Annotated in this window: 23 protein-coding genes and 3 pseudogenes; 14 read left to right on the top strand and 12 right to left on the bottom strand. The window is 42.4% G+C overall.

Features of this window, described 5'->3' with window-relative positions; all coding sequences use genetic code 11:
- From IQO02_RS13930 to IQO02_RS13910, 5 genes are all read right to left on the bottom strand, one after another.
- Positions 1–474: RNA-binding S4 domain-containing protein (locus tag IQO02_RS13930; RefSeq protein ID WP_228006058.1), on the bottom strand; the 474-nt coding region annotated here is incomplete at its 3' end.
- 119 nt (positions 475–593) lie between these two features.
- Positions 594–2243, bottom strand: a complete 1650-nt coding sequence (gene yejF, locus IQO02_RS13925) for a microcin C ABC transporter ATP-binding protein YejF (RefSeq protein WP_102282499.1) — start codon at positions 2241–2243, stop codon at positions 594–596.
- Between the two features lie 9 nt (positions 2244–2252).
- Positions 2253–3275 carry an ABC transporter permease gene (locus IQO02_RS13920; RefSeq protein WP_010429111.1) on the bottom strand — a complete coding sequence of 341 codons (1023 nt, stop codon included), beginning with the start codon at positions 3273–3275 and terminating at the stop codon, positions 2253–2255.
- Positions 3276–3306: 31 nt separating this feature from the next.
- Complete coding sequence (locus tag IQO02_RS13915) at positions 3307–4395, bottom strand: microcin C ABC transporter permease YejB (RefSeq protein WP_010429108.1); 1089 nt, start codon at positions 4393–4395, stop codon at positions 3307–3309.
- A gap of 10 nt (positions 4396–4405) precedes the next feature.
- On the bottom strand, positions 4406–6301 hold the full coding sequence (locus IQO02_RS13910; protein WP_016789879.1) for an extracellular solute-binding protein: 1896 nt from the start codon (positions 6299–6301) through the stop codon (positions 4406–4408).
- Positions 6302–6657: 356 nt separating this feature from the next.
- Between IQO02_RS13910 and IQO02_RS13905 the strand changes: the two genes are divergently transcribed.
- The 8 genes from IQO02_RS13905 to IQO02_RS13870 all read left to right on the top strand — a co-directional run bounded on the left by IQO02_RS13905 (position 6658) and on the right by IQO02_RS13870 (position 14895).
- Positions 6658–7719: an endonuclease/exonuclease/phosphatase family protein gene (locus tag IQO02_RS13905; RefSeq protein ID WP_102277656.1), complete on the top strand. Its 1062-nt coding sequence runs from the start codon at positions 6658–6660 to the stop codon at positions 7717–7719.
- Positions 7720–8019: 300 nt separating this feature from the next.
- The gene (locus IQO02_RS13900) at positions 8020–8415 is read left to right on the top strand and encodes a winged helix-turn-helix domain-containing protein (protein WP_016766767.1); all 396 of its coding nucleotides are present in this window, start codon (positions 8020–8022) and stop codon (positions 8413–8415) included.
- A gap of 218 nt (positions 8416–8633) precedes the next feature.
- Positions 8634–9053 carry a D-ribose pyranase gene (rbsD, locus tag IQO02_RS13895; protein WP_010429095.1) on the top strand — a complete coding sequence of 140 codons (420 nt, stop codon included), beginning with the start codon at positions 8634–8636 and terminating at the stop codon, positions 9051–9053.
- Between the two features lie 100 nt (positions 9054–9153).
- Positions 9154–10659 carry a ribose ABC transporter ATP-binding protein RbsA gene (gene rbsA / locus IQO02_RS13890; protein WP_016766766.1) on the top strand — a complete coding sequence of 502 codons (1506 nt, stop codon included), beginning with the start codon at positions 9154–9156 and terminating at the stop codon, positions 10657–10659.
- The gene (gene rbsC, locus IQO02_RS13885; RefSeq protein WP_009844905.1) at positions 10656–11648 is read left to right on the top strand and encodes a ribose ABC transporter permease; all 993 of its coding nucleotides are present in this window, start codon (positions 10656–10658) and stop codon (positions 11646–11648) included. The genes rbsA and rbsC overlap by 4 nt, the downstream gene beginning before the upstream one ends.
- Positions 11649–11769: 121 nt before the next feature.
- Positions 11770–12648 carry a ribose ABC transporter substrate-binding protein RbsB gene (gene rbsB / locus IQO02_RS13880; RefSeq protein WP_016788188.1) on the top strand — a complete coding sequence of 293 codons (879 nt, stop codon included), beginning with the start codon at positions 11770–11772 and terminating at the stop codon, positions 12646–12648.
- A 193-nt stretch (positions 12649–12841) separates the two neighbouring features.
- Complete coding sequence (gene rbsK, locus IQO02_RS13875) at positions 12842–13786, top strand: ribokinase (RefSeq protein ID WP_102282500.1); 945 nt, start codon at positions 12842–12844, stop codon at positions 13784–13786.
- A gap of 107 nt (positions 13787–13893) precedes the next feature.
- Positions 13894–14895 (top strand): substrate-binding domain-containing protein, encoded by a 1002-nt coding sequence (locus tag IQO02_RS13870; protein ID WP_046208928.1) that lies wholly within the window; start codon positions 13894–13896, stop codon positions 14893–14895.
- A gap of 143 nt (positions 14896–15038) precedes the next feature.
- Here IQO02_RS13870 and IQO02_RS13865 read toward each other — a convergent pair whose 3' ends face one another.
- A complete protein-coding gene (locus tag IQO02_RS13865) occupies positions 15039–15464 on the bottom strand; it encodes a lysozyme inhibitor LprI family protein (protein ID WP_010429067.1) in 426 nt (141 codons plus the stop codon).
- 37 nt (positions 15465–15501) lie between these two features.
- Positions 15502–16149 (bottom strand): hypothetical protein, encoded by a 648-nt coding sequence (locus tag IQO02_RS13860; RefSeq protein ID WP_016789883.1) that lies wholly within the window; start codon positions 16147–16149, stop codon positions 15502–15504.
- A 312-nt stretch (positions 16150–16461) separates the two neighbouring features.
- Between IQO02_RS13860 and IQO02_RS13855 the strand changes: the two genes are divergently transcribed.
- The 3 genes from IQO02_RS13855 (at position 16462) to IQO02_RS13845 (ending at position 21299) form a co-directional block, all read left to right on the top strand.
- On the top strand, positions 16462–18042 hold the full coding sequence (locus tag IQO02_RS13855; protein ID WP_016785140.1) for an EAL domain-containing protein: 1581 nt from the start codon (positions 16462–16464) through the stop codon (positions 18040–18042).
- 192 nt (positions 18043–18234) lie between these two features.
- Positions 18235–20697 (top strand): CHASE3 domain-containing protein, encoded by a 2463-nt coding sequence (locus IQO02_RS13850; RefSeq protein ID WP_016793635.1) that lies wholly within the window; start codon positions 18235–18237, stop codon positions 20695–20697.
- A gap of 203 nt (positions 20698–20900) precedes the next feature.
- Positions 20901–21299, top strand: coding sequence for a hypothetical protein (locus tag IQO02_RS13845; protein WP_016766759.1), 399 nt, complete (start codon positions 20901–20903; stop codon positions 21297–21299).
- A gap of 67 nt (positions 21300–21366) precedes the next feature.
- Here the strand turns inward: IQO02_RS13845 and IQO02_RS13840 are convergent, their stop codons facing one another.
- Positions 21367–21918, bottom strand: coding sequence for a hypothetical protein (locus IQO02_RS13840; RefSeq protein WP_016793634.1), 552 nt, complete (start codon positions 21916–21918; stop codon positions 21367–21369).
- 134 nt (positions 21919–22052) lie between these two features.
- Entirely contained in the window at positions 22053–22997 is a 945-nt protein-coding gene (locus IQO02_RS13835; RefSeq protein WP_010429046.1) for an RDD family protein, read from the bottom strand.
- 107 nt (positions 22998–23104) lie between these two features.
- Between IQO02_RS13835 and IQO02_RS22215 the strand changes: the two are divergent.
- Positions 23105–23295 (top strand): annotated as a pseudogene (locus tag IQO02_RS22215) (IS110 family transposase); the annotation flags it as partial.
- A 4-nt stretch (positions 23296–23299) separates the two neighbouring features.
- Positions 23300–23493 (top strand): annotated as a pseudogene (locus tag IQO02_RS22210) (IS110 family transposase); the annotation flags it as partial.
- 12 nt (positions 23494–23505) lie between these two features.
- Here the strand turns inward: IQO02_RS22210 and IQO02_RS13830 are convergent.
- Positions 23506–23958, bottom strand: a complete 453-nt coding sequence (locus tag IQO02_RS13830; RefSeq protein ID WP_016785136.1) for a hypothetical protein — start codon at positions 23956–23958, stop codon at positions 23506–23508.
- Between the two features lie 527 nt (positions 23959–24485).
- On the opposite strand from IQO02_RS13830, the pseudogene IQO02_RS22470 reads away from it, so the two are divergent.
- A pseudogene (locus tag IQO02_RS22470) lies at positions 24486–24839 on the top strand (DUF4870 family protein).
- A 213-nt stretch (positions 24840–25052) separates the two neighbouring features.
- Here the strand turns inward: IQO02_RS22470 and IQO02_RS13820 are convergent.
- On the bottom strand, positions 25053–25355 hold the full coding sequence (locus tag IQO02_RS13820; RefSeq protein ID WP_010429037.1) for a hypothetical protein: 303 nt from the start codon (positions 25353–25355) through the stop codon (positions 25053–25055).
- Positions 25356–25525: 170 nt separating this feature from the next.
- Positions 25526–26092, bottom strand: a complete 567-nt coding sequence (locus IQO02_RS13815; protein ID WP_102282501.1) for a hypothetical protein — start codon at positions 26090–26092, stop codon at positions 25526–25528.
- Positions 26093–26205 lie beyond the last annotated feature (113 nt).

Here is a 26205-nt window from a genome sequence, read left to right as displayed (position 1 = left end):
TTTCTTAGGTTCTGCCTTTGCACTTAGCATTTCAGACATGCTTTTCTTAGACTCTTTCTTTTTTGAGTCTTTGCTTGACTGATCTTTTTTAGCCTGAGATTTTTTAGACTGACCTTTCTTCGCCTTGCTGTCTTTTTTAGGCGCATCTTTCTTTTTCGGCTTGTCTGATTCTTCCTGTACTGGCTGGTCACACACCACTACATAGTATTCTTGATTGAATTCAAAGAAATCGCCATCGTACATTTTGCGGCGTTTTCGAGTTTCAAGCTCACCATTTACTGCTACGTAGCCTTCAGATATGATGTGTTTAGCTTCACCGCCACCACTCACTAGGTTAGCTATTTTAAACACTTTGTAGAGCTCGATTGGCTGTGATGAAACATCGATACCAATTGCTTCAATTTCAATCTCTTCGCCTTCTTCGCCCAGCTCTTGGCCTTCGTAGTCAGCGTCTTCGTAATGTTCTTGGTCCATGGTGACCTCTACCTAAATATGTACTTCTGAAATATTGGGCGCAGTGTAATCGTAAAACAACAAAATGACCATGTTGAATTCATCCAGCGCCCATTTGTTCTCGTTACGCACCGACTTGGCTACAAACCACCCACATTGGAGAGGCTGACAAGCTGCTTGGTATATTCATGTTGCGGATTACCAAACAAAGTCTCAGTGTCACCCTTCTCAATCACCTCGCCAGCTTTCATTACAATGGTGTAATGACACAAGGATTTCACGACATTCAAATCATGACTGATAAACAAATAGGTCAGACCGTACTTTTCTTGAAGTGACTTGAGTAGATCTAACACTTGCGCTTGTACCGTTCTGTCTAATGACGATGTTGGTTCATCTAGCAAGATAAACTCTGGCTTAAGGATCAGAGCTCGTGCAATGGCGATACGTTGCCTCTGCCCGCCAGAAAACTCATTCGGGTAACGGTGGCGAGTTTCTGGGTCTAAGTCGACCTCTTTCATTACGTCACAGATACGTTGGTCGAGTTCAGTGTCATCAAGTTGTTGATGAACCAATAGACCTTCACCAATCACTTGCGCAACCGACATTCTAGGATTCAATGCAGAAAACGGGTCTTGAAAGACGACTTGCATACGACTTCGAAACGGTAGCATCTGCTGGCGGTTTAAGCCTAGAATTTGTTCGTCAGCGTAGGTAATCGAGCCTTCACTTTCAACCAATTTGAGGATCGCCATACCGGTTGTTGATTTGCCAGAGCCACTCTCTCCTACTAGGCCTATTGAGTGCCCCTTTTTCAAGGTGAATTCCATGTCGGTGACAGCTTTAACATGTGAAATCGTACGCTTGAATAAACCGCCCGTAATCGGGAACCAAACACGAAGTTGATTAACATCGAGCAGAGGTTCACTTTCCGGAGAAACTGGAACGGGCAAGCCTTTCGGATCAGAGTTAATAAGCTTTTGGGTGTAAGGATGAGCTGGCGCATTAAACAGAGTATGACAGTCGTTGCTTTCGACTAAGCGACCATCTTTCATTACCGCGACTCTGTCAGCAATTTGACGAACAATACTTAAGTCATGGGTGATAAAAAGCATCGCCATACCAAGCTCTTGTTGCAGGTCTTTTAAAAGGTCTAGAATTTGCGCTTGCACCGACACATCTAATGCCGTTGTTGGCTCATCAGCGATAAGCAACTCTGGTTCATTAATCAGCGCCATCGCAATCATCACACGCTGACGTTCGCCACCAGATAACTCATGTGGGTACGCTGAAATTTTTTGCTCGGGGTAACGAATACCCACCTTTGAAAGCCACTCTATAGCCAAGGCTTGCGCTTTGTTAGTTCGCATTCCTCGGTGAATAGAGAGAGTTTCAACCAGCTGTTTACCGACTCTATGAAGCGGATTAAGCGAAACCATAGGTTCTTGAAAGATCATACCAATGCGGCCACCACGAATCCCACGCAATTGTCTTTCAGAACAACTCAGAATATCGGTGCCAGAGAAATTGATCTTACCGTTCAAGTAATGCGACGAGCCTTTAGGCAGCAACTTCAACACGGAGTTAGCTGTAACCGATTTACCGGAACCACTCTCGCCCACCAGCGCGAGCGTCTCACCTTTGTATATTTCTAAAGAGACATCTTGCGTCACTTGTTCTATCGAATCTTTTCTCCCAAAACCGACTGATAATTTATCTATGGTCAGAACTGGAGATGCATTAGCAGCCTCCATTGTTGACCCTGAAGTAGGAACTGTATTTGAAGTCATAACTTATCCTTACTTCTGTTGATGTGGATCGAAGGCATCACGTACTGCTTCACCAACGAAGACAAGTAATGTAAGCATCAAAGAAAGCACGACAAAGGCAGAAATGCCAAGCCAAGGCGCTTGTAAGTTAGCTTTACCTTGCGCTAACAACTCACCCAACGAAGGCGAGCCCGCAGGCAAACCAAAACCCAAGAAATCTAATGAGGTTAACGTGGTAACCGAACCTGAAAGAATGAACGGCATCATGGTTAACGAAGCCACCATTGCGTTGGGCAACATATGACGAAGCATAATACGTTTATCATCAACGCCCATGGCTTGCGCAGCACGCACATAATCAAAGTTTCGACAGCGTAAAAACTCGGCTCGAACAATCCCAACCAAACTCATCCAACTGAAGAGCACCATAATACCCAACAGCCACCAGAAATTAGGCTCGATAAAGCTAGAAAGGATAATCAGTAAGAACAGAGTCGGCATACCAGACCAGACTTCAATAAAACGCTGCCCGAACAAGTCGACCCAACCACCGTAGTAACCTTGGGTCGCACCGACGACTACGCCGACCACGCTCGATACAATCGTCAGAATAAAACCAAACAGAACAGAGATACGGAACCCATAAATAATACGAGCTAATACATCCCGCCCTTTATCATCGGTTCCTAACCAGTTCACCGAATCAGGTTCCGATGGCACCGCACCTGAAATGTCGAAGTTTATCGTGTCGTAACTAAACGGAATGATTGGCCACACGATGTATCCATTGTCTTCAATGAGTTCGATAACATATGGGTCTTTATAATCGGCTTCGGTTTCGAATTCACCACCAAATTCAGTCTCAGAATATTCATTGATAACGGGTACAAACCACTGATTATCATAAGAAACCAAAAGTGGTTTATCGTTGGCAATGATCTCTGCGAACAGGCTCAATCCAAACAAAATGGTAAATATCCAAAGGGAGATAAAACCACGCTTGTTTGCTTTAAAACGTAACCAACGAGCTTCAGCTAAAGGGTTGTTAAACATTTATTATCAATACCTTGTTATTCATTCGCCATTAACGCGCTTCAAAATCAATTCGAGGATCAACCCAGGTATAAGTCAGGTCGGAGATAATGCTCAGCACCAAGCCAAGCAAGGTCATGATATAGAGAGAGCTGAACACCACCGGGTAATCTCGCTGAATGGTCGATTCAAAGCCAAGCAGGCCAATACCTTCGAGTGAAAACATCACTTCAATCAACATAGAACCCGTGAAGAAAATACTAATAAATGCACTAGGGAAACCCGCAATAATAATCAACATAGCGTTACGGAAAACGTGCTTGTAGAGAATACTGCTCTCGTCCAAACCTTTTGCTCGTGCCGTCACCACATATTGCTTGTTGATTTCATCAAGGAAGGAGTTTTTGGTCAGCATACTGAGTGTCGCGAAACCGCCGATGACCATAGCGAAAATAGGCAAAGCCAAATGCCAGAAGTAATCGCCAATTTGTTGATACCAATTCAGTTGGTCGAAGTTACTCGACACTAACCCTCGCAATGGGAACCAACTGAAGTAGTTACCACTGGCGAACAAAATAATCAGAATGATCGCAAATAGGAAGCCCGGAACCGCGTAGCCGACAATCACCACCGCACTCGACCAAATATCAAAGCGAGATCCGTGATGTATCGCCTTCATGATGCCTAAAGGTATCGAAATCACATAAATGATTAAGGTACTCCACAACCCTAAAGAAATGGAGACTGGCAGCCGATCGATGATGAGATCAATGACGTTACCGCCCTTAAACAAGCTTTCACCAAAGTTAAAGGTCGCGTAGTTTTTCAACATATCGAAGTAGCGAACGTGAATTGGCTTATCAAAACCAAACTGCTTTTTGATCTCTTCAACCACTTCAGGATCAAGCCCGCGAGAGCCTTTATAACCACTGGCAGATGCTTGGTCACTTTCGCTTAAATCAACTTCTTGCCCACCGCCAGAAAAGCGTTCCATGATTCCGGAGTTATGCCCTTCTAATTGTGCAACGGCTTGCTCTACGGGACCACCAGGCGCGATCTGAATAATGAAAAAGTTGATGGTGATGATCGCCCACAGCGTGGGGATCACCAATAATAAGCGTCGAAATATATACGCGGCCATTAACTAACTCCTAGCGACGTTTTTCAGGAAGCAAAGCCGCCTTCTCTTCTGAAATCCACCATGTATCGATACCTAAATCGTATTTAGGCAATACATCTGGACGCTCAAACTTGTCCCACATTGCTACGCGGTACTCACCAACGTGCCATTGCGGGATATTGTAGAAATTCCACTGCAATACACGGTCAAGTGAACGACCTAGCGTAAGAAGCTTTTCAGGATGTTGTTGGTTACGCGCAATTTCTTCTGTTAACGCGTCAACCACCGGATCCATTACACCAGCAGTATTGTAAGTAGAATCAATGTAGTTAGAGTTCCAAACAATCATTAAGTTCGGGCTAGGATAAGGGTTTGCAGAAAATGACGACGAAACCATGTCGAAGTCACGATCACGCAAGCGTTTGATGTACTGAGTAGTATCAATAGTACGGATCTTCATCTCAATACCCATGCGCTTAAGGTTCTTTTGAACCGGCGTTGCGATACGCTCCGTAGTTGGACTGTAAATCAACAACTCAAATGACATCGGCTTGCCGGTCTTTTCGTTGGTCATTACTTTGTCTTTCAGTACCCAACCTGCTTCTTTCAAAAGTTTGAAAGCAGTACGCATTTGGCTACGAATACGGCCGCTACCATCGGTGACTGGCGGTTGGAATTCTTCTGTGAACACTCTCGCTGGAATTTGGTCTTTATATTGAGACAACAACTCGACTTCAGCTTCGCTTGGTAAACCTTTCGCTTCATAATCTGTATTTTGGAAGTAACTACGGGTACGTTTGTACTGGCCATAAAACATGTTCTTGTTCATCCACTCAAAGTCCATCGCGTACGTTAATGCTTCACGAACTTTAGGGTCAGAAAACACAGGAGATTGAATATTGAAGACAAAACCTTGAGTCGTTTCAGGCTTCTCGTGGTTAATCTCTTCTTTAATGATATAGCCTTTATCGAAGTTTGAGCCCGTGTAAGAGTTGGCCCAGAACTTAGCTGAATTTTCGGTTCGAAGATCGAACTCCCCTGCTTTGAAAGCTTCTAGCATTACGGTGTCATCACGGTAGTAATCGTATTGCACTTGCTTGAAATTATTGCGACCCACGTTAACTGGCAGATCTGCAGCCCAGTAATTTTCATCTAGGCCGTAGGTAACACTTTGACCCGATTTATAGCTGATGATTTTGTATGGACCACTGCCGACTGGCGGCTCACTCAGCGGCTCAGACAACTTTCTGTCTTTCCAAAAATGTTGAGGTAATACGCGAGTGCTTTGTGCAAAGCTAAACAGCTTCTCACGATTTGGCTTGCTCATCTCAATACGAACAACCAAATCAGAGACTGCCGTTACTGATTCGATCTCTTTGTAATACACGCGATATTGAGGCACGCCCTCTTTTGAAAACTTATCAAAAGTGAATGCAACATCGTGCGCGGTGATAGGCTCGCCATCTTGGAATTTAGCATTTGGGTTGATATCGATTTCCATCCAAGTGAAATCACTGGCGTAGCGAACTTTTGAAGCAATTAACGGATAATACGCATCAATCTCGTCACTCGGAGAAAACATCAATGTATCGTAAATTTCCCCAGTGTAACTCGCAGCAACGCCGCGGGAACCGAATCGATTGAAGCTATCGTAAGTACCTATGCTGCCATAGGTCACTTTACCCTGCTTTGGCGCATCAGGATTAACGTAATCGAAATGAGTAAAATCGGTAGGATATTTTGCTTCACCAAAACCAACCAGTTGCGTGGTTTCAATAACGGTGATGTCGGGAGTTGAATCGGTATCAGAAGCGAAAGTGATAGAGGGTTGTAAAGCAATAAGCGGCAGCATGACTGCACATTTGGCTAAGTTAAACCTGAAAAACTGAGTGCGCTGCGAGGCTTTGTGTCGAAAAACTGTTCCCATTTGACTCTCCCTTCAAATGTCATGAATTCTATATTCACATTGATTAATCGGCTTTAATGTAGGCCGTTAAAATAAGTATAGGTTCAAATCTAACATCATGTAATAACTAATAAAACCATCAGCACTCTATCTCTTACCGTTTATTTACAAATTACTCGGTTCACGCGAAGCTAGTGGGTGCACGGTCTAAGAAAAGAACGCTATAATTTGTCTACCTGTTACGGCATAAAGTTCCATTGTTATAGGACATTCAATTGAACAAACCATACCTACAGATGATACGTAACCCACGAATTGTCCAACAATCAGTGCGTTAGTGGAGTATCATTATTACCTGGTCTAAATGGGATGACACTTTGAACAAACCAAACCAAATAACATTCGCAACGTTCAATCTTTTGAACTACCTCGAACCACCGAATGCTTACTATGATTTTGAGAACATTTACAGCTTCGAGGAATGGAAGAAGAAGCAACACTGGATGGCTCAAGCGATTAAATCATTAGATTGTGATGTGATTGGCTTCCAAGAAATATTTAGCCCGCAGTCTTTAGAGCAGTTAATGAATAAACTTGGTTATCCTTACTTTGCTGTGGTCGATAGCGCGCATGTTGAAGATGATTACCTGTATACCTCGCCTGTCGTGGGTATCGCCTCTCGCTACCCGATTGAAAAAGTGCAGCCGGTTAAACCCGATTTAGAGTTGCTTTCAGCCTTCAATCTTAGTGACAGTTTTTCATTCAACCGAACGCCAGTACACGCCACAATTACCTTACCCCATTTGGGCTCAACCGACTGTTATGTGGTGCACTTTAAATCTCAGCGACCAACCGAGCCCAAAAGTCACATTCTAGATAATACTGATAGATCTAAAGTCTCTCAAATTTCAGACAACCAAAAGCCCAAAAGCGACACGTTAGTTAAGCTTCATCAAGAACAACTCGGATCTTGGTTATCGAGCGTTCAGCGTGGTTTAGAAGCTCAGATGCTTCATCAATACATTACCAATCAGCGCTACCAAACCGATCAACCCGTTGTGTTGATGGGTGATTTTAATAAGCCTTTGTTTAATGATGAGTTTAAAGGGCTGTTGAGTTACTCAATCAACCGAGACGAAAACAGCAAGCATTGGCTGTCCCATTTTCGATTAAAAGACAGTTGGGATCTTTACCATCAACTGCATGAAGAAGACTTGCTTGAACTGCGTAAACCAACCCATTACTACGGCGCCTCTGGGTCTGTACTGGACTATATTTTAATGTCGAATGAGTTCGATTGTCAGAACTCTTCAAGTTTAATGGAGATCTCTAGCTACACAGTGTTAGACCATCACCTGATTAATCCAAGCTTCGAGCATGACCAATTCAGTACGGACCATGCCATCGTTGCTGTAACCGCTCATATCCGTGAAGCTTAACTGTCCGATTAAGATTAGCTTTAAAATTAAGATTTGCTTTAAAACAGACGTCTCACCCACTCTCGCCATAACAACGCAATCAGTTAGAACAAAATAAGCTGATGAATAATATGTAAATAAAAAAACGACCAACTGACAAACCTATCCTCTCATTCCTATTCAAACCATCCGGCTTTTATACTTTTATCGCACGGGCTTACGAAGGCTTACTTTCAAGAGTCGAGTTATTTTGCATAATCTGTTCGCTCTAGTTGGCACCCCATTACCTCCCAAATGAAGAATGAGACAGATAGAAACGCAATGAATAATGAAATCCACCTTGGTGATCTAACTCTGGATACGGCAACTCGAAATATCACGAACAAACAAGGAAACAAAATCCATTTACGTCCGCACCTATTTGCAGTGCTTTGTCTGTTGCTAGAAAACCCCGGTCAACCGGTCCCTAGAAAAGATATTGTAAGCGTATGCTGGGACAACCAACCTATGCCTACACAAGCACTAACCAATGTCGTCTATTACCTAAGAAATGTCTTTATCCGCTTGAGAGTTTCTAACATCAAAATTGTTACTATCCCTCGATATGGCTATACGCTGTTCATCATACCCAATACTGATGAGCGTGATCGCTTAGCTTCAGAAAAACACCCGAAAGCCTCAACACAACAACTTAGCTCAGCACATTCAGGCGAGTAAACCTTCGCTCACCTTGTCTTAATTTTTTGTGCCGACGAAAGTGATTACGATCACCAAAAAACGCCCTATCGAAACGTTTCGATGATCATCATCACACTCTAAGAAAGCGAAGGGTGCAAATGATAAATCAGACACTATTATCACTATCGAAACGTTTCGATGGCTTTTTCTTGAGTTGTTCTCAACCCATTAAACGTTATTTTTCGATAGGTCGTGATATGAAAAAAAGTACTCTAATTAATTCTGAACTCTCTTACCTAGTGGCGACTCTTGGCCATACAGATGAAATCACGATTTGTGACGCGGGCTTACCGATTCCAGACCAGGTAACTCGCATTGATCTTGCTCTGACTCACGGTGTACCAAGCTTTCAACAAACGGTAAAAACCATGTTAGATGAATCTCAAATTGAAGGCGTCGTGATTGCAGAAGAATTTGCGAAAGTAAGCCCAGAGCATCACGCCGCACTGATTGATTTAATCAAGACAGAAGAAGCTCGTTGCGGCAAACCGCTTTCGATTACTTACATCCCTCATGAAGAATTTAAACAGCGAACGCATGAAAGCCGCGCGGTTATCCGTACAGGTGAATGCACCCCATACGCAAATGTCATTTTCCAAGCTGGCGTAACGTTTTAGCTCAAGCAAAACGCAACGACAGTCCAGTGTCATCACTGAACCAAAAACAATACATATACAGAACAATCAAACACAACTGGCCCCGAGTAAAGGAACCGACATGACTCAAGCCATTTTAGAACTTAGCTCAATTGAGAAGGCCTTCCCTGGTGTGAAAGCACTGGATAAGGCAAGCCTCAACGTTTATCCAGGACGCGTCATGGCGTTAATGGGTGAAAACGGTGCAGGTAAATCAACGCTTATGAAAGTGCTTACGGGTATCTATCACTTGGACAGCGGAACTATCGCCTACCAAGGTAAGCCGGCGGCATTTAAAGGACCGCGTGATTCACAACAAGCCGGTATTAGTATCATTCACCAAGAGTTGAACCTAATACCAGAGCTTACCATCGCCGAGAACATCTTCTTAGGTCGTGAAATCACAGGGACTATGGGGCGCATCTTGTGGAACGAGATGTACCAAGAAGCCGACAAGCTACTTAAACGCCTTAACGTGAAACACAGCTCAAAAACACCTTTAGGCCAGTTGAGCCTTGGTGAGCAACAAATGGTAGAGATCGCAAAAGCCCTATCGTTTGAATCTAAGGTCATCATCATGGATGAACCAACTGATGCATTAACCGATACCGAAACTGAGTCTCTGTTTAAGGTGATTAACGAACTTCGTGCTGAAGGCTGCGGCATTGTTTACATCTCTCACCGCTTGAAAGAGATCTTCGAAATTTGTGATGACATCACCGTACTTCGTGACGGTAAGTTCATTGGCCAATGTGAAGTAAAAGACACCGACGAAGATGGCCTGATCGAAATGATGGTGGGCCGTAAGTTGGACGAGCAATATCCACGTATAGGGCAGAGCCACGGTGAAACCTGCCTTGAAGTGATTGGCCTGACGGGTTCTGGTGTTCATGACGTGAGCTTTACTCTAAAGCGTGGCGAGATTTTGGGTGTGTCTGGCTTGATGGGTGCTGGTCGTACTGAACTGATGAAAGTGATTTACGGTGCCCTTCCGAGTGAGCGCGGTGTCATCAACCTAGAAAACAAAACCATTAACCCTGTAAGTCCGAAAGATGGCTTAGCAAATGGCATCGCTTACATCTCTGAAGACCGTAAAGGCGATGGCTTAGTTCTAGGGCTTTCTGTTAAAGAAAACATGTCTTTATGTTCATTGGATCAATTGACTAAAAGCGGTCAAATCCAACATAAAGATGAAGTGATGGCGGTTGATGACTTCATCAAACTATTCAACATCAAAACCCCGACTCGCGAACAAATTATTGGCAACCTTTCTGGTGGTAACCAACAGAAAGTAGCTATCGCGAAAGGCTTGATGACCAAACCAAAAGTACTGATTCTCGATGAGCCAACGCGTGGTGTCGATGTCGGTGCTAAAAAAGAAATTTACCAACTCATTAATAAATTCAAAGCTGACGGTATGAGCATTATTTTGGTCTCATCTGAAATGCCAGAAGTGTTAGGAATGAGTGACCGCATCATGGTGATGCATGAAGGCCGTGTAAGCGGTGAATTTGATGCTAAAGAAGCAAACCAAGAATTATTACTGGCGTGTGCGGTCGGTAAAAAGATCAACGAGGACGCAGCATGAGTACTAAAACCATGAGCAAAACAACTGAAACTGAAGCGCCAAAGAAAAAACCGTTAATCAGCAAAGAGTGGCTGATTGACCAAAAGTCATTGATTGCTTTGATCTTCCTGATTGTTGTCGTTTCTTTCTTAAACCCAAACTTTTTTACTGTCGACAACATCCTAAACATTCTGCGCCAAACCTCAGTTAACGCAATTATCGCTGTAGGCATGACGCTGGTTATCTTAACCGCAGGTATCGACTTGAGTGTCGGCTCTGTACTGGCACTTTGTGGTGCATTCGCAGCCAGCATGATTGGCATGGAAATCCCAGTGATGATCGCAGTGCCAACCGCTCTAGTAGCAGGTGCAGCATTAGGTGCTATCAGTGGTGTGATTATTGCCAAGGGTAAGGTTCAAGCCTTCATAGCAACTCTTGTGACTATGACACTACTTCGCGGCGTAACCATGGTTTACACCGACGGTCGTCCTATATCTACTGGTTTCACTGACACAGCGGACGCCTTCGCTTGGTTCGGTACAGGCTACGCAATGGGCATCCCAGTTCCGGTATGGATCATGGTCGTAGTGTTCGCAGCGGTATGGTACCTACTTAACCACACACGCTTTGGTCGCTATGTTTACGCACTAGGTGGCAACGAATCAGCAACTCGCCTATCAGGCATCGACGTAGACAAAGTGAAAATCGGCGTTTACGCAATCTGTGGTCTGTTAGCAGCGGTAGCTGGCATCATCGTGGCATCTCGATTGTCATCAGCTCAACCAACAGCAGGTATGGGTTATGAATTAGACGCCATCGCAGCCGTAGTTCTTGGCGGCACAAGCTTAGCCGGCGGTCGTGGTCGTATCATGGGCACATTGATTGGTGCATTGATTATCGGCTTCCTAAACAACGCCTTAAATCTATTAGACGTATCTTCTTACTACCAGATGATTGCAAAAGCAGTGGTTATTCTTCTGGCGGTATTAGTCGACAACAAAAACAAGTAAAACTCTGTTTTATATTAAAAATATCTATCAGTAACAAACCTATAAACATTAAATCTATAAATAATGTAACAACGAGCTAGGGTTATCCAACCTAGCTCACCCTACATAAAGGACTTACACCATGAAAAAATTAGCGACTCTTATTTCTGCTGCTCTTCTTTCTACAACGGTATCTGTATCTGCACAGGCGCAAGATACAATGGCAATCGTTCTGTCTACATTGAACAACCCATTCTTCGTAACCATGAAAGATGGCGCAGAAGCGAAAGCGGAAGAGCTAGGCTACAAGCTTATCGTTCTTGATTCTCAAAACGACCCAAGCAAAGAGCTTTCGAACATTGAAGATCTAACCATTCGTGGTGTTAAAGCAATCCTGATTAACCCAACGGATTCAGACGCTGTGTCTAACGCTATTCGTATTGCTAACCGCTCAGACATCCCAGTATTAACACTAGACCGTGGTGCAAGCCGTGGTGACGTAGTGAGCCACATTGCTTCTGATAACGTGATCGGCGGTGAAATGGCGGGTCACTACATCATGGAAAAAGTGGGCGAAAAAGCGAAAGTAATCCAACTGGAAGGTATCGCAGGTACTTCAGCAGCTCGTGAACGTGGTGAAGGCTTCATGAACGCAGTAAACGGCAGCGACCTTGAGCTTCTTGCAAGTCAACCTGCTGATTTTGACCGTACTAAAGGTCTGAACGTAATGGAAAACTTACTTGCTGCAAACCCAGACGTACAAGCAGTATTCGCTCAGAACGATGAAATGGCGCTAGGCGCACTGCGCGCAGTTCAAGCTTCAGGCAAAGACGTAATGATCGTTGGCTTTGATGGCACTGACGACGGTATTGCTGCTGTTAATCGTGGCCTACTTGGTGCAACGGTAGCACAACAGCCTGACCTAATCGGTTCTCTGGGTATCGAAATGGCAGACAAAGTACTGAAAGGCGAAACAGTAGACGAGTACGTACCAGTACCTCTAAAAATTGTTGCTAAGTAATTGAATCCAAAATCGATTAAATAAAGCAAAAAATAGAGCGACACATAGGCAGGGATTCCCCTATCCCTGCCTTACTTACCCACCCCAGACAATGCATCGCTGTTTCTCAATAAGTCGTCTAAAAAGGCGTGTAATTAACGTAATGAGAAAGACCCATGCATTTTCAAATACGATATATCATAAGGCTCGTATCATGACTCAACTGATTGTTTTAGGTAGCGTTAACGCTGACCACGTATTGCAAGTTCCTTCGTTCCCTCGTCCGGGTGAAACCTTGATTGGCGGTAATTATCAGGTCATTCCTGGTGGCAAAGGTGCAAACCAAGCGGTGGCTGCTGCGCGATTAAACGCAGATATCGGCTTTATCGCCTGTGTTGGTGACGACCCATTTGGTATCAACATTCGTCAAGATTTTGCTAAGGACGGCATCAACATCGACGGCGTTATCGTTGCAAACAACACCCCGACTGGCATCGCGATGATCCAAGTATCCGCAACAGGCGAAAACAGCATCTGTCTTTCTGCGGAAGCAAACAACAAGCTGACTTGCGACCAAATCAAGCCGCACCTAGAGAAGATTCGCAATGCTAAGTACCTGCTGACTCAACTTGAAACGCCAATTGAAGGCATTGAGTTCGCTGCAAAAGTGGCCAAAGAGAGCGGCACGCAAGTGATTCTTAACCCGGCTCCTGCTCGTCCATTATCGGATTCACTGCTTGCTTGTGTCGATGTGATAACACCCAACGAGACCGAAGCGGAAGTCCTAACAGGTGTGACTGTAACTGACAACCAGTCCGCTCACCAGGCGGCTTTAGCTCTGCATGCGAAAGGCATTGAAACTGTGATGATCACACTTGGCGCGAAAGGCGTTTGGGTTAGTCATCACGGTCAAGGTAATGAAGCTAGCGAAGGCGAATTAATTGCCGGTTTTCGTGTTGATGCAACGGATACTACCGCTGCTGGCGACACATTTAATGGTGCATTAGTGACAGGCTTACTTGAAGACATGCCATTACAACGCGCGATTAAGTTTGCTCACGCCGCGGCTGCCATTTCAGTAACTCGCTTTGGCGCCCAAACATCTATTCCAAGCCGTGCTGAAACGGATGCTTTCCTAGCCAAGCAGGTTTCGGCTTAGTGTATTGTTTGGTCTGTAATTAGACCGCACAAATACCCAAGCATAAGCCCCTGTTTTCAGGCAGAATATTGCGCAACGTGGACAAGTTATTCCCACAAGGATTTTTTATGGCAACAATGAAAGACATCGCACGGCTCGCAAAGGTTTCTACATCGACCGTGAGTCATGTGATCAACAAGTCACGTTTTGTCAGTGAAGAAATCGCTGAGCGTGTTAACAGTGCGGCTAAAGAACTCAACTACGCGCCTTCTGCACTGGCTCGTAGTTTGAAAATGAAGCAAACCAAAACCCTGGGTATGTTGGTTACCACGTCTACTAACCCATTCTTTGGTGAAGTAGTGAAAGGTGTGGAACGTCGTTGCTATGAAAAAGGCTACAACCTAATCTTGTGTAACACGGAAGGCGACAGTGAGCGTATGAAGTCATCCATTGACACTTTGCTACAAAAGCGAGTCGATGGCTTAATGCTGATGTGTTCAACTCTTGAGGGTCAACACATCGATGTCTTCGAGCGTTACCCTGAGTTGCCTGTCGTAGTCATGGACTGGGGCCCTATGTTATTTGCGAGTGACAAAATTCAAGATAACTCCCATCAAGGTGGTTACATGGCAACTAAGCACTTGATTGATAATGGGCACTCTCAAATCGGTTGTATTACAGGTCCACTGCATCGCAATCAAGCCTCTTCTCGCTATAAAGGCTTCCAACAAGCAATGGAAGAAGCCAATTTAACGATCAATCCTCAATGGATTGTTGAATCAAACTTTGAATGTGATGGTGGCTTTGATTCTTATCAAACACTGAAAACTCGTGGCGGAATGCCGTCAGCCTTGTTCGTCAGTAACGATATGATGGCGATGGGTGTAATTCACGCTGCGGCGCAAGATGGCACATCGATTCCAAACGATCTTTCCATTATTGGCTACGATGATATTCATCTTTCTAAATACATGACGCCAGCGTTAAGTACGGTCCACCAGCCAAAACACCGTTTAGGTAAAGCTGCTGTAGACACGTTACTTAACCGACTAAAAACACCTGACGCGTCTCCTCAAGTTGTTGAGTTAGAACCAACGTTAGTTGAACGAAGCAGCGTAAAAGCGATTTAGTGCGCCTTCAGACTAAAGCAAAGCCGTAAAGCACAGAAACAGTGTAAATTAACTCGCTAAAGCAACAATCCAAACAACAGACCCCAATAACAAAGGGCAAGGTTAGTCACCTTACCCTTTTCGTTCCAGTTTTAAGTCTAATGCTATGTTGAGTTAAGATTTGGTTCTGGTAAAACTGGCGGTGTGCTGTCCATGTAGGTTAAGAAGTTTCCCCACACCTCATGCGTTCTTTTTTTAGTCAGCTCGGTTTTGCAAGACAATGCCATGAGGCCTCTAATAGATCCATCACGCCATTGGGTATACACCGAGTCACAATGTGCAGTCATGTAAGCTTGCCAACTGTCCTGAGCAACCTTGATTGAATTCACCAATTCCTCATCATAAGCATTGTGCTTAAAGCTAGCTTCAAGGTATTGGTCAAGTTCCAGTTGTGCAGATTCCAGACTAATAGATGCACATTGGTTAATCTCTAATGTTGTCATCGCATTTTCGCAATCGATAGCATCATCTGATGCTGATACCAGCAAAGGCACACAAGTTAATAACACGGCCGATAAAACCTTTTTCATTGCCTTCTCCTACTCCCAAAGCACATATATACCCCTATTATTGCCACGTGTTACGAAACTTAGATACATGAGTGGCCAGTTTCCGATAGCTGCGTTTGGGGTTATGACACAAGATGACAAAAGCATATAGCCACAGCACAAGAAACATCGAAAACAAGCCTGATTGAAAAGCACTGAGGTACAACTCCGGAAGCAAGCCTATTACCTTTTGGTATTTATCGATTGGAATGGTTGTCTTACTGCTCATCAAATCATACGTTAAGCTTATTGGACCCAGGAAAGTCCAAACTAAAAACCAAGATACCCCAGCGACAGGAACTAAGCTCAGTAAAGGCTTAAATTGCTTAACTGGAAAAATGAAGTACAAAAGCATTAACAAATACAGAGTGGCCAAAAATAAGCTCCATGCATTGACACTGATTTCAAAAATCCAATAACGCTCGTCTACATACATGATTAAGACTATCGCCCCAAAAACACTAAGTGATAATAATTTTCCTATATTTCTCGTTTTAGAAATCCTGATTAGTATATAGCCAATCAAAAGAAGGAAGCACGAAAGCCAAACTAACACTTCTGGTTTAGTCCCTAAAAGATGAGGCTCGGCTATATTCGTTAAAATCAGAATTGCGTAGGTAGGAGCAATCATCAAATAGACGATTAAAATTCGTAATAACATCCACATTAATTTTCTTATCATTGTTACCAAGTCCGCTTACTTCGCATTACTTCTAAAGCCTCATATCAAAATCTAATGATGGAAAGATGCACAATGTACTACCTCATAAACCCCAAAAACCGTTGAACAAAAAGTCATCACATCTAACCCTGAAGGCGCATCTAACATTCTGATTTTTATACTAAGACTAGAAAAGCCTCTATTTCAATAAATAACTCATGCGTTTATTCACAATATTTATGAATAAGCTTGCGTTATTATCGTTAAATTTATAAATTAAATTGAATACTCACGATAATCGGCAATACTTTTCCAATTATGGACATTAAGTATCAACACTTCGCTAAAACATCATTCTACTTTGCCATTTCGTTCTTTTTTTCTATGGCTTTGCTTATTCCTTTTACGCCGCTTCATTATCAAACGTTAACCGAAGACTCATCGAAATTAGTCGAAACAAGGCTTGCGGGAATACAATCAAGGTTTGACCTTTTTCTCTCAGAAATTTCGCCAGACCAACCTTGTGACTCGATTGTTATGCAGCTTCGTCAAAACGTTTTTGATGCAGATTGGGTAAAAGAAGCGGCGGCTTTTAACAAGGACGACCAGTTTTACTGTTCAACCACCGATGGTGAGGTTTCGTTTCGCTTGTACAAAACGATTAGGCAGCGACTCAATGACAGTCCGAATTTAACCACGCTATCGTATTCAAATTCAGCCATTACTCAGGTTCAATCCATCATGCTCATTTTCTCAAATAAGGAAGATGTAGGGGTAAGCCTGATGATACCGCCCCACTTCATCTATGATCTCGTAGAAAAAAACCTGAGCAATTATGGAATTCAAGCCAAAGTTGAAGTGATAAAAAGGGATATTTACCCATCAGACACTGGGGCACACATTGCCAAAGTGCAAATACACTCAAATACTTACCCACTCACTATCACGTCATACATTGGGTATCAGTATTACTTAAACTTCTTATTGAGCTACTCATGGTTTGGCTTTCTGATGGCTGGAATCATTACTATCAGCCTTATCTCGATCAAGTATAAAAAACAGAGCCAACATAGCTTAGAGTACTCACTTTCTAGTGCGTTAAAAAACAAACACCTCCATGTACACCTGCAACCAGTCGTTAACCAACATACCACTGAAATAGTGGGCTGTGAGTCACTCCTTAGGTGGAGCGACCCTGTTGAGGGTAACGTGTCCCCTGCCATATTCATTCCACTTGCAGAAAGCTTAGGATTGATTGAGGACCTGACTTACTTTGTGTTGCGCGAAGTACTCAACACGATAAAACATAATCAAGAGTTATTTGATTCAAAATATATTAGCGTCAATATAAGCCGAAATGTCGTTTCCAATAGTAACTTCGCGAATAAAGTGATGAACATCTACAAGAAACACCCAGACATTCTAAAACGTGTGGTTTTTGAGGTTACTGAAGACGGCGAATGTTCTGACGCCGATATGGTCAAGATAAGAAGTAACCTAACCAAACTGTCTGAGTTAGGTGTGAGAGTTGCAATTGATGATTTTGGGACAGGCTATGCGGGCTTAGATTTTGTGAGACAGTTTCCGTTTAGCATTCTTAAAATTGACCGTGTGTTCGTAAAAAACATATCTGACGAGTCCAGCTTTGGCTTGCCTTTACTTGAGTCTATGTTGCAGCTTGCTCACACGTTAGGGATGCAAGTCATCGTTGAAGGAGTCGAATACGAATCACAAACAAAAATCCTCTCTAAACTGGGCGTCGACTACATTCAAGGCTTCTATTTTTATAAGCCAATGCCGATAAACCTAGCGCTAAGCTTACTCAAGCAGCAGCATTTCGAGCTTAGTCGTGGCTATCAAGCGCCGGCTCCTTCTTCATCAGAGTTAGGCCATTCTTAAATCAGACTGATACGTTTTGTGCCACTCTGTTCTTACCTTCATTCGTATACCAAGGTAGTCAGAGCTCTATTTTTAGAGCTCTGACTACCTTTTTAGGTTCAAAAATAGCTCAACCACACACTATGCATTTGTACACCTAACAATCTAATCTACAATAACTATAGGTTTTTATAGTGTGGAATACGTGACTTTATGTTTGCGAGTTGGTTTGATGATATTTCTCTGCAGAGAAAGCTCTTAGTTAGCTTTTCAATTCCAATCGCATTGATGGTTCTTGTTTCATTCTCTGTCCATAAAAACACCCAATCTATGGTGGAAGATAACCATTGGGTGGTCCACACTCACAAAGCAATTGCTCGAGCTCAAGAACTGTTAAACCTAGCCATTGATATGGAAACGGGTCAAAGGGGCTACCTCATTACGGGTGACCCTGTATTTCTTGAGCCTTATCACCTTGCACTTGATGTTTGGAACCAAAAAGTTCATACCCTTTGTGAACAAGTAAGCGATAGCCCTAAACAAGTCGAGCGTCTCCGAAAGATAGATGCGCTTCATAAGCAATGGCTTAAGGAAGCAGGTGAAAAAGAAATCGCCCAACGTAGTTTAGTAGGCAATGGCACAACTACGATGCAAAATGTGATTGCTTTAACTCAGAAACAAACGGGCAAACAACTTATTGATAAAATTCGTAACGAGATAGCCGAGTTTATTTCAATCGAACAAAAGCTTATTCAAATTCGAGTGAAAGAATCCGATCACTCCGCCAATCAAACCAGTTATGTGCTATTTCTAGGAACGCTATTTTCAACGTTCATTTCTCTGCTCGTAGCAGCATGGTCATCCAATCGCATCAAGAAACGTATTCACCTACTCCTTAACGCGGCGAATCAAGTGGCGGCTGGTCATTTAAAGCAAGTCGCTTCCATGCTTGACCGAAGCCCCTCGATGAGTGGTAACGATGAAGTTGCTCAACTCACCCACAGTTTTCAAAAAATGGCGACGACTCTGGTTAAAAGCAACAATCAAATGCATGCCTCAAACCGTGATCTTATCGCTGAACGTAAAAAAGCCGAAGCCGCCGCTAAAGCGAAAAGTGAATTCCTTTCAACGATGAGCCATGAAATACGCACCCCTATGAATGGTGTGCTTGGCATATCGCAGATCATAGCTTCCCAGACTAAAGAACCGGCTACCAAAGAGAACATCGAAGTCATTCTCGATTCAGGCCAACACCTGATGACAATACTCAACGACATCCTAGATTTCTCTAAAGTGGAGGAAAACAAACTCGAATTGGATATTGCTCCGTTTAACTTTGAACAAGTTATTCGACCAGTCTGCAGTGCAATTAAACCGATGGCAGACGAAAAGAGTATCCGTTTAATCGTCGATAACGAGGTGCCTAACAACATAGACCTTATTGGGGATTGCGCGAGGTTGCGCCAAATATTGTTTAATTTAGGGGGCAACGCGGTCAAGTTTACCAATGAAGGCCACGTATTGTTCCAGTTAGCCCTTAATCATCAGGACAACAAGCTCCTTCTGACCATAACGGATACTGGCGTCGGGATCCCGAAAGATAAGCACCAGCATATATTCAACTCGTTCGAACAAGCGGATGCATCCACAACAAGAAAATTTGGAGGCACAGGGCTTGGGTTAGCTATCGTTAAAAAGCTCGTGGAGTTAATGGGAGGTGAGATAACTCTAAACAGTGCCGTAGGGCTTGGAACCAAGTTCCACGTATCATTACCTATCACCTGGCAAGTACACAAAGCAACAGAAACCAACTCAGATCTGATCAGCACGGACGAACCATTCAATAATCCACTGAACGTGCTGCTAGTAGAAGACAACCGCATTAACGCCATTGTTGCTAAAGGCTTTTGTGAAAACTTCGGATATCATGTTGAACTGGCAGAAAACGGAAGAATCGCGACGGAATACCTGAAAACAGCAAAATATGACCTCATCTTAATGGACAATCACATGCCTGAAATGAATGGAGTTGAAGCAACACAATTTATTAGACAACAGCTTGGCTTAAACACTCTGATATTTGCTTACACCGCCGATGTGTTTCGCGAGGCTCACGACAGCTTTATTGAAGCGGGTGCAGACCACGTTTTAACAAAGCCGTTGCAGCAAGAGAGTTTCTTCGATGCCCTACAGCAGTTTTCTTCACGGCTGCCTAAACACGCTAATAGCGAATCCACGACTGATATAACAAGCAATGTTATCGAACTTCACAGAGAGCCCATTGATAAACTAAGCCTAACAGAAGAAGAGATTAGCCAATCAGAGGTTATTCAATCGTTTAAAGAAAACCACCACGACCTGATTGTGCTTTTGAAATCAACATCGAGAGAACTTGAAGAGTCCATCGATCAACTCATCGAGGCTTACATTCAGCAGGACCTTAAATCTATAAAGAATACTTTACACTCAGTAAAAGGGATGGCTTTGAACCTCGGGCTAAACATGTTGGCACACCAATTGACCGCTCTAGAAAAGCAAATAAAGCATCAGCAGCTGCCAGAAATAGATCAACTTCAAAAGCTCATCAACCGCATCTTAGTCAATGAACATCAGGCTCAACGAATGATAATGGCTTATGCTGCGCCAGTAACTTATATACACGGCCAAGTACATTAAGATCGAGAATCTAAGCCTGACTTCTCGTCGCATATAAGCTCTACCTAAGTCTGCATTAACGTTACCCACCATCAAACCCACTAAGCAGACACTCCTTGTTACATAAGGCACTAAAAAATAACGAAAGAAAACGCGAATACGATGGGTCTTCTTTGAAGAACATTTAATTTAATCGCATCGTTGAGTGCATCACAAGGGATATCATGGAAAAGAAACTTCAAACCAAACTGGCGACTAGCCTACTGCTGCTGAGAATCGGCATTTTTATCGTCTTCTTGTTCTGGGGCTTGGATAAGATCCTTGTACCTGAGCATGCAACAAAAGTACTGTCTGGCTTTTACGGCATCGACATCTCGGACAACGCAATAATGGCTATGGGTGTCGCGCAGCTAGGATTCTTAGGCGCGTTTGTTGTCGGCATGTGGAAAAAGTACACCTACGGCGCGATTTTAGTCCTGCACGCAGGTTCAACTTTCGCCTCTTTTGGAAAATACATGGACCCGTTCAATAACCTACTGTTCTTTGCCTCTTGGCCAATGTTCGCAGCCTGTATCGCACTCTTCTTACTTCGCGATTACGACACTTACAGCGTTACCAACTAACACAAAGGGCGCCGGCTATCGGCGCCCTCGTTGATTGTCTTGATTCTTAAACGTTTGTAATAACTCTTTATCTGCGGGTGAAAGCTTTAAGAACGTTATCTGCTACAGAGTTACTTTCTAAGTAATACTCTAACGAAACGTATGGGGAGCTTTCATAAACTGAACATGAAGCACCAACTCGTAAATCTCCAACGGTTTTCGAGTAGCTTGATTTACCAACTTCAAATTGGAATTCTGGATAATACTCCTGAAACTTGTCAACCAAATAGCCTAAAGCTGAAATACATTCGCTCTTACTGATAAAACCCCGCTCGATTTTAACTCGCCCCACCAATCCAGAGCCATTGTCAATTGTAACTTCGTAGTCAGATATAAAACTAAGCTTTGAGTCAGTATCTAGATCTAGAGGCACTCGAAAATTAGTAATTGGACTATCAGTGGCAATATTGAAGTTTTTCAAAGGTTCGACTGGGAAAGGTTTAGCTACTTCAACTGCAAATAAAGAGAGTCCTTCACCTGGAAACGTTGTGTGTTGTTCCATTGAGCTAAAGTCACTCCCCATCATATAACCAAGGGCGGTCATGCAGGCCATGACTAAACCTATTTGCATTTTGTACATCTAAATCCTTAGACTATCGATGAGCTATAACGAATGACAGGGATCCCCTTTCCAAGGATCTGCCACACTTGTGTAATAGCTAATTGCACCGAAGCTATCATTTGAACAAAATTTAAAGTCTTGTTAGATGACGATTACTCCAAAATTTTGAGCTCTTGCGGATTAAACTTGTAGTTGTAACTATTCCATTTTGAAGCAATACCAATATCATAACCGTAGGTAAGAGTTACTTTAATCAAGTTTTTATTTAGCGACTCTGGGTAAGTATAAATTATAGTTTGGACTAGTTGCTTTGCGATCTCTGAATCTCGAACACTATCTTTATAAAGAAAAGCTTGAGCTTTCACATATGTCGTTGTTTTACTCCCAGAGTTTGATGAAGTGAAAGTTGTTGCACCTTCTGTGACCCCTGCATATTTTACTGACTCATTATTATTGATTGCTTTCTGTGTTACTAACAGTCCCTTGAACGATTCTGATTGCGTTAAGTCAGAAGTAAGAACGGGGACAAGGACCGCTGTAACAAATAAGCCGGTAACCACTACTAAGTGAGGTCTCCAGACTGATGGCAACTTTTCAGAACTAGCCTCTGCATTTACGACATAAGTGCCTACGGCAAGATCATGTAATGACTGTCGAGTTACGCGATTAAAAATATATAAGTAAGTAATTGAGCATAAGCCACCAAATACGATAAACGATAACAGGTACATTAAATATGGGATTACTGCTTCGTTAGTAATTTGTGCTCCATTCAGAGAAAATGGAACGGCAAGGAAGCTATACCTCAAAAAGGACTTTGGTAGGCTGATAGTTGAATTGCATGAGTCAACAACTCTTATATTTAGAAGCTTTTTCCCTATTGTCTGGCCATTTAATAAAGAGCTATTCATTACACCAAAATATGTAATTGACACAACAAAGCCAATCAACCTTCCCCACTCACCAAGCTGGACGAAAACATCTTCTAGAAATAAGCCGACAACATACCCCAATACACCTAAAAATATTGTGTCAATAAACAAGGCTCCGATTCTCGTCCAAAAACCACAAATCCATTTTTGTTGTACTTCTTCCAAAATATAATCCTTACTATGATGCTTGAAAGTAATTTAGCAAATGACATGGACTCCACCTTTCGAGGATCTACCATACGTATGTAGTACCTAATTTCACCGCAGGTACCATATCTGATCATTCTTATTTCTACACAATCGAGCTAGTTAAATCCTATCTCAATCTTCATGTTGAAGGCCAAAATGTTAAGGTCATTCTTCATAAATCAGCAATAGAGCTAAGCTACTGACTACAATAGCAAATATACCACTCATGCGTATAGCCGTTGAAGCGTGTGATGGTGCACATTATTGGGTAAGGAATACTTGGCATAGTGTCTGATATCCAATGTAACCCAGTTTTTAAGGCTACTTATGAACCATTACTTACGACAGGAAAATCTACAAAGTAGCGATAATTGCCTGCATTAACAAGATAGCTGTAATACTTAATTCAATGCTAAGAGACGGTGTAATGTGGGATAAGAATAGCGTCAAAAATTGGCTATTGACGCTATAGTAGCTAGCTAGGCTAAATTTCTGCTAGCGACTTTTTACAAGTAATTGAGAATTCGTGGTTTTCTTTTGCGATAATTTTAGCTTGGATAAATAATTCACTCTGAATGTCTTTAGCTTGTTCTTTAGATAAATCCGGCCAAATTAAAGTAGGTAAGTCAGAAACCACATTCAAAGCACCTAGTTTAATAAACAATGAGTTACACTCATCCTTGGTTACTTTTTTTACAGGCTGAAAACCCGAGATCTCAAGACCGAGAGTTGATTCATCTTCAAGGAGATTGAATGTAAACTTTTGCTTACCTTCAAGTTTAGTAAACAGATTTATCGCTGCGGTGAATGTAGCCAGTTGATTTCTTCCCGCCTCATAAGATGTTAGGGGGGTGGACTTCAAGTCCTCTAATACGCTAATTTCCGCTGCAGCCACAGGCGCGGCTACTAGCATAGCAGACAGCACTAATTTCTTCATTTCTTACTTCCTTGTTACATGGACACTAAACATTATTTATAACAATAACTTACAAAATACGAACAGCCAAAACTAAATATTCAACTTGTTGCATTTTTTGCACTTTAGCTCACACAACACTTACATTCACAAGAAGAATGCTTAATTTCCACTATTTGCTTTAACGAATAAGGCAACTGCAGCCGAAAAGTAGCCAAGGCCACGACGTATGCGAATCGTCGATAAATAGGCGAACGTATAGCGTCAGTCCAATAACACAAGATGAGCGGATGTTTGACTGCCAGGGGAGTCCATGTGGCCCTGTTAAGGGGTGATCAACGTAATACCGATGTCGCCGCTGCATACCACCTTAATCACTAAACCCAACGCATAGTAGACATACCGAGCGTTGCGAATCGATCTTCAACGCTTTGTTATAAAGCTTTCCCAACAAAATGCGAATTCAAACACATTTTTATAAAAATGACTTACCAAACACATATTAAATCAGCAACATAGCATCCAATTTCACTTAAAGGACTAAAAAAATGGAAAATGTACAACCAGTCAATTCTGAACTAACTCAAGTAGACAAAAACGCAAAAACTCATGCTATTGTCGCATACGCGCTAATGCTCTTAGGCTTTTTTACCGGTATTAGTTTTCTAATTGGCGGTATCTGGGGAATAGTCAAAAAGTCCGATGCTCAAGGGACAATTTTTGCAGACCACTACGACAATATTACTAAAACCTTTTGGGTTTCTATCATTTAAACAATCTTAGGTGCTGTTACAGCTGTATTTGTAGTCGGTTATATTTTCCTATTGGCAGCTGCTATTTACACTCTTTGGAAGGTAATCTCTGGTTTAGCGAAGATAACGTCAGATAAAAGCTTCAGCTAAGTTAATTAGAAGGCAGGTAGCTGATTAGCTTCCTGCTTTATAGCGAATTATATGGATTTTCTTCTAATTTTCATGCTTTAGCCAAAGTCGATTCCTTCAATTATTTTCATCGGTATAACACCGTACTAAGCGAGCCAAAATAGTGGTTTAAAATGTTTAGCGAAACGAAAGATAAACCAATATTTGAGCTACGTTTAAGTGCCTTGTTAGCTTTTACTCTGATGCTACAACAACATTTTCTACTGGCTTGAATAAACACACAGCACCTCCATTAGTTAAGCTCACGTTATAGCGCATGTCACAGTTCACTGCTATAAACATAATTGGGAGTTGTTCGTTTCCAAATGAGTTGGGCAAAAATGCGATTTTTTGGCCCGTCTTACACTTTCCAACATTATCAGCCACCTTCCAGCTAACAGCCGTACACACTGTCTGCTGATCAATGTCAGTTGCGTGTACTTGTAATGGGCTAAATAAAGCAATTGATGCTAGGAAAAGATTGGTAATGACTTTCATATAAAAACTCCCTTTATTTTGAGATGTTCATTTATTAACTAGAATTACAGAATGGTTTTTAAAGCTGACGAATGACATGGATTCCCCCTACCGAGGATCTACTACACTTATTCAGTGCTCAATTACACCGGGTCAACTACAGAATCTGTCTTGAACGCTTTGTTATATTTTTATTGCTTGCCTATGATTGGATTAAACACTTCCCTGAGAGCTTTTTCTATAACTTCGACACCAAAATATGCTCTCGGATTTATATTAAATTCATGAAAACTATACCTTAATTCGACACCAGAAAGTAATTCAGGGCGACTTCTAAGTTTTAACGCATATGTACCCGACTCTTCGCTTCCATCTAAATGATTGATAATCCTATCACTCAAATTGTCACGCTTACCGAGGTATAACGGTATAAATTTCCCTTGCTTTAAACGGGAGATATGATTCTTCGCTCGACTCGGATAGTACCTAGAAACCCCTTTAGGAAGGTTTTTTGATCTAATTACTCCCCAACTATTACCAAAGTCTTCAAGATATTCATAATCTTTGAAGTTAAATTTAGCTTCAAAGTAATAAATCCCAGGATTTGATGGTAAAGACAGATCACTATTTGGGGCATTTAACGCTAAAGTTCGGCTCTGTTTTTTCAGTTTTCTTGCTAATGACCAAATAGATTTTGGATCTACTAAAGAATCCCGTATTTGTCCCAGCTTATCCAGATTTACATCAAAGTCGTTCATCATACACTCCGAAAATATAACGCCTTGCTAAGGTGTGAGCAAAGCAATACCTTGGCCTCCGCATAATACCTTAAACACATAAACCAACGCATAGTAAAAATGCCACGCGTTGC

The organism is Vibrio sp. OPT24, assembly GCF_015163545.1.
In the GTDB taxonomy this organism is placed as follows: Bacteria; Pseudomonadota; Gammaproteobacteria; order Enterobacterales; family Vibrionaceae; genus Vibrio; species Vibrio cyclitrophicus.
This window is presented reverse-complemented; position numbering and strand designations above follow the sequence as displayed.